This window comes from Aliiglaciecola sp. LCG003, assembly GCF_030316135.1.
Classification (GTDB): Bacteria; Pseudomonadota; Gammaproteobacteria; order Enterobacterales; family Alteromonadaceae; genus Aliiglaciecola.
In genome coordinates this window covers 2,852,987-2,865,626 of sequence record NZ_CP128185.1, presented here as the reverse complement: position 1 = coordinate 2,865,626, position 12,640 = coordinate 2,852,987, and the positions used below count along the sequence as shown (strand labels likewise).

The following is a 12,640-nucleotide window of genomic DNA, read 5'->3' as shown; positions in this document are numbered from 1 at the left end:
AAAAAATCCGTTAGTCTGGTTTACTAACGGATTTTGTTTAGTTACTCATCTAGGTGAAGCTGCCGTTTGTTAATCTGCTAAAGCATGGACTGCTGCAACCTTGGTGGGACTAATTTCTTCACTTGGGTAACAGCCCAACACTTTAAAATATCGTGTTGTTCCCTTGAGTTTATCCAATGCTGTTTGCATCGGACCATCTTGTACATTTCCTTCAACATCAATATAGAACATCTCTTCCCATGGATTTCCGGTAATCGGGCGAGATTCCAGCTTGGTCATATTGATATTGTTGTCACGCAAAACGGTCAGGGCTTCTACTAGCGCCCCTGATTTTTGCACAGTCGACATGACTAAGGTGGTCTTTGCCGGAACCTGTAATGGGACTTTCACTGCTTTACGCGCGACTACGATAAATCGACTGTGGTTCTCTTTCTGATTAGCTAGATTAGACTTTATTGCAGTTAGCCCATAGAGTGCGCCACCTGCTTCACTACCTATGGCTGCGGCGCAATCGCTACCTAGTTCATTTACTTTAAGCATGGCTGCTGAGGTGCTGTCACAGGGTTTAACTTCGACATTACCCAATTCAGCAAGAAAGTGACTGCACTGAGCGAACACTTGAGGGTGGGCGTAAAGTGTACGAATCTTGCTCATTTCGATATCTTTTGCTACTAACATCGCATGTTTTATTGGATGGGTTAATTCGCCAATAATAGATAAACTGGTGTGCTGTAGTTGGTCGTAGACTTCGTTGATACTGCCGGATGAAGTATTTTCAATCGGCAATACCGCATAGTCAGCCTCATTGGTTTCTACCTTTTTGACGATTTCTGCAAAACTTTTACAGCCAATTTCCATTAGCTCACCAGGGCGACGGGAAAAATACTTTTGGGTGGCTAAATAACTGTATGAGCCGCGGTCACCTAGAAATGCCACTCGGTTTAGCGGCAGGCTGCTGCCAGGGTTGGCTCTTTCCGCCAGTAAAGCTTGTTGATTCAACACCGAATCTTCTATCACAACATGAAAAATTTGGGTGACGTAATGCGCATCTAAACCAAACTCTTTGCCTTGTTTAATTAAGCGGATCAATAGCTGCTCTTCACGTTGATGATCTCGAACCGGAATTTGGTTACGGATCTTAGTTTCTGCAACACTATTGGTATATTGCTGGCGTTGGGCGAGTAATTTTAAAAGGTTGCTATCGAGAGTCGTAATCTTCTCTCTTAGCTGTTCTAGTTCCTGTGTAGACATTTGACTCTTCACCTGCTTTTAAAATGCAAAACCTCCATGCTTTGGAGGTTTTGTGTGGACTCGTAAATTCACAACAAACACTCACCTAAGGCTAGGGGGGCGTATAAAACAACCGTTTTGTGAAGTGGATTTTTTTCATACCTCGAATCTATTAATTCACCCCTCACTTGTCAATCAATAGTTCGATTATGTTTGCATATCTTATTCATAATCGTGAATCTCTAGCAATATATCCCTGCGTTACCTTGACATATATAAAGACTCCCGATTAATCCAAATCTTTATAAAGACATATATGGACGCTCCCCTGATGTCAACGTACTAATTGCCCCTTCGTGCTGATTTTCTGCACGAATTACGTTTTTACTATTCTATTACCGCTAGTCTGTTGTCTTGAAGGCAGTCTAAAATGGCTTAGTTCTGACATATATTCAGGCTCTTTATTAGCGTTGGTTTAATCAACGCTGGCCTCTGATGAACTCCGAACCTTATCGCCTAAAAACACCCAGTCGGATTGTTATCCGTGTCTAAGTCTGGCTTTGATGAGGTAGGTAGACCGTTTTCTTCATCATTTTATGACTAAGCGGGGTAGGTAAAGTAAGTGTTATCCCGTGTCTTGCCTTCCACAACACCCACACAGGCTTGGTGCCTTTGTCCTACACGGAATTGAGCTCGACAGGGATAACGTAAAGTGATTCATGTTATGCGCTCACTTGTGAGGACGTAACGCGATAGTGCTCCTGACGTGTGAGCAATATCCAGATTAAACGTGCTAAACGATGGGCGACGGCGACTGCCACTTTATTAAACGGCTTGGTAACGCGAAGTTTAGTGGCCCACAGTGATAACGGATCAGTTCTTTGCGCGGCACGACTCACGACAGACCGCGCACCATGTACCAGTTGTTTACGTAAATAACGGTCTCCGCGTTTGGTAATGCCGCCCATCTTACTGATATTGCCTGAGGCGTGTTGTTTAGGCGTCAGCCCTAACCACACGGCAAATTCTTTGGGATTATTAAACGCCTGGCCTTTATCAATGGCGGCTAAAAACGCTGAGGCATTAATGAAACCAATCCCTGGGATGCTGAGCAATATTTTGCCACTTTCACTGTTATTAACAAAGTGATGCAATTGCTGCTCAATGGCCTTGATGCGAGAGCGTGTGTCTTCATATTCTGCCTTTAACGCGCGCATCATGGTTCTCAACTGGTTACTGCGTTGTTCGCTATCAATTACTTGGGCTAATCCTGCACACAAGGCCACGTGGCCACAAGGAAATATTACCCCAAATTCACTTAACAACCCGCGTATCTGGTTACTCAGGGCCGTTTTGTTTCTAATTAAGCGCTCTCGAATTCGATGCAAGCAATTAATTTCTTGCTGTTGCTCAGATTTTACGGGGACAAAGCGGATATGTGAGCGCTGGCTGGCTTCTGCTATGGCAAAAGCATCGTTATGGTCATTCTTGTTGCCTCGCACAAAAGGCGTGACATGTTGGGCTGGTATAAGCTTGGTATCATGACCTAATTTAGCAATTTCACGCCCCCAGTAATGCGATGAATAACAGGCTTCCATCACCACCAACGTAGGTGGTTGTTGGCGCATAAAATCAAGTAGCTCAGTCCGTTTTAATTTCTTATTAAATTGCGGTTTAATATGTTCATTTACTCCGCACACTTGAAATACAGTCTTTGCCAAATCGATGGTAATTGTTTTAAGCTTCATATTGGACGTTCCCTATGTAAATAGTCTTGTTTAAGAACTACTATTTTGGCGCATTGACGCCGTATTGGGGAGCGTCCATCTCATCACCCATTCATTACATGGACCATTACATGGACAGCCATCGTAAACATTACATGGACAGCCATCGTAAATGCTTCCATCAGAAACATGGTTTTTGACCGCGATTTAACCAGTGTTTGATTTTTATGCTGAGAAGTCGAAAGTGATTGGAAGTCTGAATTTGAAAGGAAAGGGGGACAGCGGTGGTGTTCCGCTGTCAGATCGCCATTACATGGACAGCCATCGTAAATACATCATCATTGCATGGACACCCATCATCATTGCATGGACAGCCATCGTAAATGCTTCCATCAGAAACATGGTTTTTGACCGCGATTTAACCAGTGTTTGATTTTTATGCTGAGAAGTCGAAAGTGATTGGAAGTCTGAATTTGAAAGGAAAGGGAGACAGCGGTGGTGTTCCGCTGTCAGATCATCATTACATGGACAGCCATCGTAAATGCTTTCATTAAACATTACATGGACAGCCATCGTAAATGCTTTCATCAGAAACATGGTTTTTGACCGCGATTTAACCAGTGTTTGATTTATATGCTGAGAAGTCGAAAGTGATTGGAAGTCTGAATTTGAAAGGAAAGGGGGGACAGCGGTGGTGTTCCGCTGTCAGATAACGATAGACTATTCAGCGAATTAGTCGCTGAGTAAGGTGACTAACATTCTGCGCACTTCATCTGCCTCAAAAGGCTTGTCACATAGCGCGTTTACTCCAGTTTGCTGGATGTTAGCCATATGCGCGCTGTCAGCAGCTTCTGATGTTACCATTATGATAGGAATATGTGATGTCTGCGGATTAAAACGAATAAATTCTGAAAGTTCACGTCCATCCATTTCAGGCATATTGTAGTCTGTTACAACTAAGTCATAGGTATTGTCTTTAATGTAGGTTAGGGCCATTGCACCATTTTCAGCTTCTTGGATTTTTTTCAACCCCATGCCTTCTAGTACACGGCGAATGTGGTTTCTAGCTAATCTACTGTCGTCAACCAATAAAACTCGTACTTCTTCAACATCAAATAAATCCAGTTCTAGTTCAGAAGTGTTGATCAACTCTAACGTAGCCTTCAATGCTCGTGATAAATGCACAGGTTTAAAAGGTTTTGGTAATATTGCTGCTACGCCTGCTTGTTTAAATTCATCTAATTTAGCCACGCGGTTTTCACTGCTTACTAGCATAAACGGAATTGAGGCCGTTTCATCATTACCCTTTATATGCTTTAGCAAATCTAAACCTGTACCGTCTTCGAAATACATAGAACTCACTACCACGTCACTGCCATGGGCTTTCAAAGCACTTTTAGCTTCTGCTATCGTCGAGACAGAATCTATCTCACCGACATTTTCTTTAATCAGTAGTGAGGTAATGATTTTACGTTGAGTATCTGAGGGCTCAATCAATAAGATATTGACTTCAGATAATGAGATATTTTCCATAATGGATTCCTGTTATTTGACGAGAGGATTGGCTAGCCACCGACAAGTTTTACGGTCATGCCTTTTTTTTCGAGAATCGATTTGATTTTATCTCGATTATCCCCTTGAATTTCGATAATACCTTGCTTGATCGCTCCGCCCGTCCCACAGTGCTTTTTAAGCTCTGTGCACAGGGTTTTGAGTGGTTCTGGCGATAATCCGAGGCCTTCAATTGTGGTCACTCCTTTGCCCTTGCGACCCTTGGTTTCTCGTCGGATCCTGACAATTCCGTCTTTAGAGAGTGATTGAACAGGCGTAGTGCTTTGTCTTTCAATACGACCACCGTCGGTACTATAGACAAGATTATTTTCAGACATAATACTTTAAGTTGTGAATAGAATAACGCTCAGTTTAGACAAATATTGGATGGACATAAACATCAATTATTCAAACAAGCGGACTTAATTTAACTTATTATTTTAAAACACCTATATTTATTCGATTAACGGTTTAAAATTGTTGTGTCGGTTGTGTTCAAGGCAAATCTGGGAAGAAATTCATGTTTGAGTAATTGAGGAGATAAAAATGAGCGTAGAGTCTCAGCTATCGGAAGACCAAAAAACGTTGACTATCCACATGGATGAGAAATTTGATTTCGGCAAAGTACAAGAATTTAGAATCGCCTTTACATCAGCACCTAGTACTATTCATACAATCATAGTCGACCTAGAACAGACCGAATATATGGATAGTTCTGCGCTTGGTATGTTACTTAACATGCAAAAAACTATGGTTAGCCAAGTGAAGACCTTTCGGATTGTGAATTCTCGTCCCCAAGTTTCGAAAATATTAAAAATCTCCCGCTTTGATAAAAAATTTCAATTAAGTTAAATAGTAGACGGTCTCATGCGGATTTTGATAGTTGATGATGAGTCATTAAATCGCTCTTTGCTTAGGTTCATGCTCGAAGAGGCTGGATTTCCTGACTGCTATGAAGCTGGCAGTGGGCAGCAGGCCATTGAACTCGCGGCTCAGATTGACCCTGATTTGGTACTTTTAGATGTAATGATGCCAGATATGGACGGTTATCAGGTCGCTCCTATCTTGAAAAGTATGTCTGACGAAATATATCTGCCAATTATTTTTATTACAGCCTTGGATGATCAAACCGCTCTTGCTAAGTGTCTAGAGGTTGGTGGTGATGACTTTGCGGCCAAACCGTTTGATAAGCTTATTTTAACCGCTAAAATTCGTGCTCACCAACGTACTCGGTTACTCAGCCGACGAGCCTTTGAACAGAATCAAGAGCTCAATTACTTTCGTAATGGGGTGCAACGAGAACATGATATTGTTGAACATATTTTTAATAATGCCTTAGCGCTGGACAAAAAATTAGCTTGTTTTTTTGATTACAGACTGACGCCAGCCAGTCGTTTTAACGGTGACCTGTTTCTGGCTGAAATAAGCCCATCCGGCGGAATTTTCTTTTTAGTTGGTGACTTTACGGGGCACGGTTTGGCCTCTTCTATTGGTGCCTTACCTGTTGCTCGAAGCTTTCAAGCTATGGCGAGCAAAGGTATGGCAGTGTCAGACATGGTAGCTGCGCTAAATAAAACCTTGCTGTCATTGTTGCCTGGCGATATGTTTTTTGCAGCCGCATTGGTTGAAATATCAAATACCGGACAGCATTTTACCATCTGGAATGGAGGCATGCCTGATTTATGGGTGATTAAAGCTGACGGTGAAATAGCTAAAACACTTGCTTCTAAGCACATGGCGTTGGGGATCCTTGAAGAGCACGAGTTCGAGAATAATGTCGAATATTATGAGGCCAAAAGTGATGAACGACTTGTAGGCTATTCGGATGGCGTTATCGAACTGATGAATATTGATTCACAAATGTTAGGTGAAAAAGTAGTGTTAGGTTGGTTGTCCGAAACGCCCGATATGACGGTTGAGGATATTATTCACAAGATAGAAAGCTTCCGAGGTAAGGCAGAGCAACTAGATGATATTACCTTCATCAGTTACACCTGCCAGAATTTGGATAAGCTAAAGCCTGACCATTTGGTAACTCAATTGCCTTTTAATGTTAGTGTTGAGCTATTACCTGATCAGTTAAGAGAGTTTGATCCGGTTTATGATCTGGTGGCTATGGTTGCCTCTCAATTGGGAATGTACGGGATCCGTTCAGACCTGAGTACTGTTTTGGGAGAATTATTCAACAATTCACTTGATCATGGCTTATTGGAGCTAGATTCAAACTTAAAAAATAGTACCGATGGATTTTTTGAGTTCTATGAAATGCGTTTTCAACGCCTGGCAGAACTGAAAAATGGCAGTATTTCTATTTCTATTTCAGTTTCATTTCAGCCCAATGGTAAAACCTTGATTGCTAAAGTAAGCGATACAGGGAATGGGTTTGACATTCATCAATCCCATATTTTCAATGATGATTTTACTTATGGTCGAGGGATCCCATTAGTCAAAGAACTCTGCGATAATCTGGAATATAGTCCCGATGGTAGCCAAGTTACCGCCACCTTTTTAATCTAGTAAGAGAGACAAATTGTGATAATAAGACAAGCCCAACCAAACGACTTACAAGCCTTAGTGGGCTTTAATCAAGCTATGGCACAAGAGACCGAAGGTAAAGCCTTGGATACAGACATATTAACTTCCGGCGTTTCTGCGATGTTGAGTGATAGCAATAAAGGTTTTTATTTAGTTGCAGAACAACAAGATGGCGAGATTGCAGGAAGCCTGATGGTCACCTATGAGTGGAGCGATTGGCGCAACAGTCAATTTTGGTGGGTGCAAAGCGTATACGTTCGCCCGGAAAATCGTCGCACAGGGATTTACTCCATGCTTTATCAAAAAGTTCAAGAGTTGGCTGAACAAACCGATGGTGTGTGTGGCTACAGGCTCTATGTTGAAAAAGAAAATGTTATAGCTCAAGCAACCTATGAAAAGCTTGGTATGGGCCAGAGCCATTACTTTATGTATGAATCAAAATAGAGCGATTGTTCAATTTCTAATTGCTATTGAGAATTATTATCAATAACGGTAAGATCGCCTTATCTTAACTAACCCTATGGGAAATTATGCGAAAGTTATTTGGATATTGTGTTATTGCAATTGCAGCTTTTGTTAGCAGTTCTGCTTACAGCGCTGAGGTTAACGTATACTCCGCACGTAAAGAAGCCTTGATAAAACCCGTGTTGGACAATTTTAGCCAAGAAACGGGGATCAAAGTGAATTTGATCACTGGCAGTGCCGATGCGCTGATTAGCCGGATTGACAGCGAAGGTAAATATAGCCCTGCTGATATTCTACTCACAACAGATGCTGGTCGCTTAGTTAGAGCAAAACAGCAAGGTCTGACCCAAGCGTTTACATCTGAAACCATTGATAAACAGGTTGCGCCTGCTTTAAGAGACCAAGAAGGCCATTGGTTTGCGTTAACCAAACGTGCTCGTCCTATCATGGTTGCCAAGAGTAACTCTACTTTAGAGGGCCTCAGCAGCTATGAAGATTTAACTAACCCTGAATTTAAGGGCCAAATTTGTATCCGATCTTCTAGTAATATATACAATCAATCAATGTTAGCTGCCTTGATTCATTTAGAGGGAGAGGCGGCAGCGTCTAAATATGCGACTGGGCTGGTTAAGAATTTCGCTCGTCCGCCTAAAGGTGGTGATAGAGACCAAATTAAAGCCATGGTTGCTGGTCAATGTAGTGTTGCGATTGCAAATACCTATTATCTAGCGGGTATGTTGAAAAGTAGCGACCCAGCAGAGGTAAGTGTGGCAGAACAGGTTAGGGTTATTTGGCCTAATCAACAAGGTCGTGGGGCTCACGTGAATATATCTGGCGCGGCGTTGATCAAGAATGCTCCTAACCCTGAAGAAGCGAAGCAACTGTTAGACTATTTATTGAATGAGAAGTCTCAAGCTTGGTATGCCGAGGCTAATTTTGAATATCCGGTACGCGAAGACGTCCAGTGGAGCAAAACGTTAAAAGGTTTTGGTGAGTTTAAAGCCGAAAGCGTTCCCCTAGAACGTGTAGGTGAGCTTAACGCTGAAGCATTAAAAGTCATGGATAAAGCAGGCTGGAAATAACCTACTTGGGTCAAAAATTCACATCTAAATGGTTTAAAAACATAATTCCAGATAGATTCAACACCAGCCTACTCATTGTGAGTGGGCTGTTAGGACTTCCGGTATTAGTTGTGTTTACCAGTCTGGTTGACCCACAACCAGAGATCTGGAAACACCTCGCTGACACCGTTCTAGCTGATTATATAGTCAATTCTCTACTGCTCGCATTTAGCGTTGGTCTGGGTTGTCTGTTGCTTGGCGGCAGTCTGGCTTGGTGCGTGGTGAGGTTTGAATTCTGGGGGCGAAAAACCCTGCAATGGGTTTTGGTCCTGCCACTAGCCATGCCCGCCTATATCATCGCTTACACTTACACGGGGTTGTTAGATTTTGCCGGGCCATTGCAAAGTGCTTTACGCGAACACTTTGGTTGGTCTTATGGTGAGTATTGGTTTCCCGAAATCCGCTCGCTTTCAGGCGCTATAGCCATGCTGATATTAGTGCTATATCCCTATGTTTATATTTTGGCTCGTACCGCATTCGCGGAACAATCCAAGAGCCTACGAGAAGCTAGTTTAAGTTTGGGTATCTCATCTTGGCGTTATTTCATTCAAGTCGCACTGCCGATGGCAAGACCTGCCTTATTAGCAGGCACAGCGCTCACCATGATGGAGGCGTTCGCCGACTATGGCACTGTGCAATATTTTGGTGTCAGTACCTTTACTACCGGAATTTTTCGCACCTGGTTTGGGCTTGGTAATCAAATTGCCGCCTCACAATTAGCCGCACTGCTGTGCACCTTTGTGTTAGTTTTGCTGCTGCTAGAACGCTGGTCACGGAATAAAGTACGCTATTATCAACGGGGCAATGTGGCTGATACTATCCCGCGGATCAAGTTGAACCCCAGCGCGGGTCTAACCCTATTGCTCCTTTGTGCGCTGGTGCCGCTGTTAGGTTTTTTTGTTCCGGTTTATCAATTGTTGATCTGGGCGTTAGCCAATTCCAACGGTTATATCTCTGACGACTTCTGGCAATTGCTATGGAACTCATTCTTTTTAGCGGGTGTGGCAGCAGTTTTGATCGTTGGCCTTGCCATAGTCTTTGCCTATGGGAAGCGGTTAAGTCGTCATCCCCTTATGAGTATTCAAATACAAACGGTAAGTTTAGGTTACGCTATTCCCGGGACTGTTATTGCGGTGGGTGTCTTGTTACCGTTAAGTTGGGCAGATCACGGTATTAATTACCTGAGCGAAACCTTTTATGATACCTCAGTCGGTTTAATTCTTTCCGGTACCTTAGTTGCTTTATTATTGGCTTACACCGTTCGGTTTCTCTCAGTGGCCTTGCAAAATGTCGACTCTGGATTGGCTAGGATCACGCCTAGTATGGATGAAGCTGCGCGCTCTATGGGTCTTTCCTCCCCTAAAGTTCTGTTTCGGGTGCATATACCCATTATGCGCGCAAGCATCATCAGCGCCTTGTTATTAGTCTTTGTTGATGTACTTAAGGAATTACCCGCCACTCTAATTTTACGTCCATTCAATTACAATACCCTGGCTGTCAGTGCATTTCAGTACGCATCAGATGAACGTCTGGTGGATGCCGCAGCGCCGGCACTGGCAATTGTCGCTGCCGGCTTAATTCCGGTTATTATGTTATCCAGAGCGTTAGATAAAAATAGAGAACATTAGAGATCATGTTAAGCCTGCAAAATATAGATGTCTTTTACAAGCAAACCCAAGCGGTAAAAAGCGTGTCTTTGACACTCGAAAAAGGACAAATAGGTTGTCTGCTGGGGCCTTCTGGATGTGGCAAAACTACCATATTACGAGCAATCGCCGGTTTTGAAAAAATTCAGCAAGGGAAGATCAACGTCAGGCAAAAGTTGATGAGTAGTAACAGTGATTTTGTCGCGCCTGAGAAACGTAAAATTGCCGTTGTTTTTCAAGATTTTGCATTGTTTCCTCACCTAAATGTTGAGCAAAACGTGGCATTCGGTTTGAGTCATTTAGTTCCTAAACAGCGTATTGCCCGAGTTGAAGAACTACTAGAATTGGTTGAACTCACTCAACATAGATCACAGTTCCCACATCAGCTATCCGGAGGCCAACAGCAACGGGTTGCACTTGCCAGAGCGATGGCGCCAAAACCAGACTTGTTACTATTGGATGAACCCTTTGCCAATTTGGATGCTGATTTACGTGAAGATTTGGCGAGGCAAGTACGTAATATTTTAAAGCATGAGCATACGACAGCGCTTATGGTTACCCACGACCAACATGAAGCATTTGCAATAGCCGATGCCATAGGCGTTATGCAACAAGGTGAGTTGCACCAGTGGGGCAGTGCCTATGATTTATATCATCGACCGGCCACTAAATTCGTTGCAGGTTTCATTGGCGAAGGGGTGTTTCTTAAGGGGAAGGTGATAGGTTTGCACCAATTAGAAACCGAGTTGGGGACGTTTTCATTAACCCAAGGCGATGATACTCCGGTGGACACCATAGTGGATGTGTTAGTCAGACCGGACGATATAGTACATGATGATAACAGTCCGATATGCGTAGAAGTGATAGCAAAATCATTCCGTGGCGCACATATCATGTACCAGTTGCAATTACCTAACGCCCCTTTTAGTCAAGTGCAGTGCTTAGCCCTGAGTCACCATGATCATCAAGTAGGCGAGAAAATTGGAATACGTCTAGATTTAGAACATATCATTTTGTTTTCAGCCGATGAAAATTCAAATCTTTCAATTGTTTAGTGTCATTCAAAAATAACTAAATGGCGAAGCTAAATGCTATTTTAACCTATTTTTTCCGCGCTCCGACGGAGCCAACTGAACTTCTGCTATGCATAGCGGTATTACTAGTAGACAAGTATTTTAATTCGAATAGGTGCTATCCATGTTAAAAGCGATTAGTGAATGGTTTCAGGAACAAATTGGACAATCACAGCAACACGATCAGCAAAGTACAGTTGAATTAGCCACAGCTGTACTGCTGTATGAAATTATGCGGGCAGATGAAAAATTTGAAGAAGCTGAGCAATTGGCCTTTAATGCGTTGCTCGAAGGGCACTTTTCGTTGCAGCCAGACGCTGTACAATTGCTGGTAGAAGCGTCTAAACATGAAGCTAAGCATGCAGTCGATTTTCAAACATATACTCGTGTTATTAATCAGCAGTGCAATGTCGATGAAAAACGCAAAATACTGCACATGTTGTGGCGGCTAGCTTATGCAGATAGACATATCGATGTACATGAAAGTCATCTGATACGCCGAATTTCAGATTTACTACATATTCCCCATAGTGAATTTATCCAAACTAAGCTAACCATCATCGACGCCAACCAAGCTAATTAACCGCAATACACGGGATTGAGGGCCGGTGTTGTTTTTTCAATACAGGCTAACACCTTGATCCCAATAGATAAATACAAGTGCCTGCAGTCCATGTTGCTAAAAAGGTACATATTACTATTGGTGCTCTGCTTGATAAATTGTATGCCAAGCTCAACCTATTGATAAATATATAAAATATTTAAGTGGCATAGTTCCTGATATATCCTGTTAGTAATTGTGATTTAGCTGTAACTGGTTCCTACAGCTATGTAAAGGACTGCACAATGATGAGTACTTACCGTAACTTCTTGTTATAAGCTGCGATGGCGTTGCAACTTCAGGTTAAGTACTTTGAGCACTTTAAGTCGTGCTACGGGGCAAGGATGCCACCATTTTTATATTTTATGATATTCAGTACTCAAGGAGAGAATAATATGCAACGTTCACTGGCAATGGGATTACTTGTACTAATCGTAGGATTACTTCAATTTGTGGTTAGCATCCGAGCGATGGCTCAATCCGATATAATCGCTGAAATGGATCAGGATGAAGATGGCATGATCAGCATTCGAGAAGCCGTTGCAAATCCAACTTTATTAGCATCTTTTGGTAAAATAGACACCGATGGCGATGGCAAGATTAGCCATCAGGAATTGTCTCAATCAACTTTATTAACTCAAGTTGAACTTGAGCATTAAGTCCAACTAGCGGATGCCTTGTTTTGCCGGTT

Annotated in this window: 13 protein-coding genes; 9 read left to right on the top strand and 4 right to left on the bottom strand. The window is 42.6% G+C overall.

Annotated features, from left to right (window positions below):
• Positions 1–69: 69 nt before the first annotated feature.
• Positions 70–1,251 carry a prephenate dehydratase gene (gene pheA / locus QR722_RS12360; RefSeq protein ID WP_286283162.1) on the bottom strand — a complete coding sequence of 394 codons (1,182 nt, stop codon included), beginning with the start codon at positions 1,249–1,251 and terminating at the stop codon, positions 70–72.
• 701 nt (positions 1,252–1,952) lie between these two features.
• Positions 1,953–2,978 carry an IS110 family RNA-guided transposase gene (locus QR722_RS12355; protein WP_286283064.1) on the bottom strand — a complete coding sequence of 342 codons (1,026 nt, stop codon included), beginning with the start codon at positions 2,976–2,978 and terminating at the stop codon, positions 1,953–1,955.
• 241 nt (positions 2,979–3,219) lie between these two features.
• Between QR722_RS12355 and QR722_RS12350 the strand changes: the two genes are divergently transcribed.
• Complete coding sequence (locus tag QR722_RS12350) at positions 3,220–3,390, top strand: hypothetical protein (RefSeq protein WP_286283161.1); 171 nt, start codon at positions 3,220–3,222, stop codon at positions 3,388–3,390.
• A 299-nt stretch (positions 3,391–3,689) separates the two neighbouring features.
• On the opposite strand, the gene QR722_RS12345 is transcribed toward QR722_RS12350, so the two are convergent.
• Positions 3,690–4,490, bottom strand: a complete 801-nt coding sequence (locus QR722_RS12345; RefSeq protein WP_286283159.1) for a response regulator transcription factor — start codon at positions 4,488–4,490, stop codon at positions 3,690–3,692.
• Positions 4,491–4,522: 32 nt separating this feature from the next.
• On the bottom strand, positions 4,523–4,846 hold the full coding sequence (gene yciH, locus QR722_RS12340; RefSeq protein WP_286283158.1) for a stress response translation initiation inhibitor YciH: 324 nt from the start codon (positions 4,844–4,846) through the stop codon (positions 4,523–4,525).
• Between the two features lie 208 nt (positions 4,847–5,054).
• Here yciH and QR722_RS12335 point away from each other — a divergent pair, with 208 nt between their 5' ends.
• From QR722_RS12335 to QR722_RS12300, 8 genes are all read left to right on the top strand, one after another.
• Positions 5,055–5,360 (top strand): STAS domain-containing protein, encoded by a 306-nt coding sequence (locus QR722_RS12335; protein ID WP_286283157.1) that lies wholly within the window; start codon positions 5,055–5,057, stop codon positions 5,358–5,360.
• A gap of 15 nt (positions 5,361–5,375) precedes the next feature.
• Positions 5,376–7,025, top strand: a complete 1,650-nt coding sequence (locus tag QR722_RS12330; protein ID WP_286283155.1) for an ATP-binding SpoIIE family protein phosphatase — start codon at positions 5,376–5,378, stop codon at positions 7,023–7,025.
• A gap of 15 nt (positions 7,026–7,040) precedes the next feature.
• Entirely contained in the window at positions 7,041–7,487 is a 447-nt protein-coding gene (locus QR722_RS12325) for a GNAT family N-acetyltransferase (protein ID WP_286283154.1), read from the top strand.
• Positions 7,488–7,573: 86 nt separating this feature from the next.
• Positions 7,574–8,590, top strand: coding sequence for a Fe(3+) ABC transporter substrate-binding protein (locus tag QR722_RS12320; protein ID WP_286283153.1), 1,017 nt, complete (start codon positions 7,574–7,576; stop codon positions 8,588–8,590).
• A 77-nt stretch (positions 8,591–8,667) separates the two neighbouring features.
• Positions 8,668–10,257: an ABC transporter permease gene (locus tag QR722_RS12315; RefSeq protein WP_286283152.1), complete on the top strand. Its 1,590-nt coding sequence runs from the start codon at positions 8,668–8,670 to the stop codon at positions 10,255–10,257.
• 5 nt (positions 10,258–10,262) lie between these two features.
• Positions 10,263–11,330 carry an ABC transporter ATP-binding protein gene (locus QR722_RS12310; protein ID WP_286283151.1) on the top strand — a complete coding sequence of 356 codons (1,068 nt, stop codon included), beginning with the start codon at positions 10,263–10,265 and terminating at the stop codon, positions 11,328–11,330.
• A 142-nt stretch (positions 11,331–11,472) separates the two neighbouring features.
• Entirely contained in the window at positions 11,473–11,931 is a 459-nt protein-coding gene (locus tag QR722_RS12305) for a tellurite resistance TerB family protein (protein ID WP_286283150.1), read from the top strand.
• A gap of 413 nt (positions 11,932–12,344) precedes the next feature.
• Positions 12,345–12,608, top strand: a complete 264-nt coding sequence (locus QR722_RS12300) for an EF-hand domain-containing protein (RefSeq protein ID WP_286283149.1) — start codon at positions 12,345–12,347, stop codon at positions 12,606–12,608.
• The last annotated feature ends 32 nt before the right edge of the window (positions 12,609–12,640 follow it).

Excerpts from the sequence above, each read along its gene's own strand:
- pheA (WP_286283162.1), bottom strand. The coding sequence starts at position 1,251 with ATGTCTACACAGGAACTAGAACAGCTAAGAGAGAAGATTACGACTCTC.
- QR722_RS12355 (WP_286283064.1), bottom strand. The coding sequence starts at position 2,978 with ATGAAGCTTAAAACAATTACCATCGATTTGGCAAAGACTGTATTTCAA.
- QR722_RS12345 (WP_286283159.1), bottom strand. The coding sequence starts at position 4,490 with ATGGAAAATATCTCATTATCTGAAGTCAATATCTTATTGATTGAGCCC.
- yciH (WP_286283158.1), bottom strand. The coding sequence starts at position 4,846 with ATGTCTGAAAATAATCTTGTCTATAGTACCGACGGTGGTCGTATTGAA.
- QR722_RS12335 (WP_286283157.1), top strand. The coding sequence starts at position 5,055 with ATGAGCGTAGAGTCTCAGCTATCGGAAGACCAAAAAACGTTGACTATC.
- QR722_RS12330 (WP_286283155.1), top strand. The coding sequence starts at position 5,376 with ATGCGGATTTTGATAGTTGATGATGAGTCATTAAATCGCTCTTTGCTT.
- QR722_RS12320 (WP_286283153.1), top strand. The coding sequence starts at position 7,574 with ATGCGAAAGTTATTTGGATATTGTGTTATTGCAATTGCAGCTTTTGTT.
- QR722_RS12310 (WP_286283151.1), top strand. The coding sequence starts at position 10,263 with ATGTTAAGCCTGCAAAATATAGATGTCTTTTACAAGCAAACCCAAGCG.
- QR722_RS12305 (WP_286283150.1), top strand. The coding sequence starts at position 11,473 with ATGTTAAAAGCGATTAGTGAATGGTTTCAGGAACAAATTGGACAATCA.
- QR722_RS12300 (WP_286283149.1), top strand. The coding sequence starts at position 12,345 with ATGCAACGTTCACTGGCAATGGGATTACTTGTACTAATCGTAGGATTA.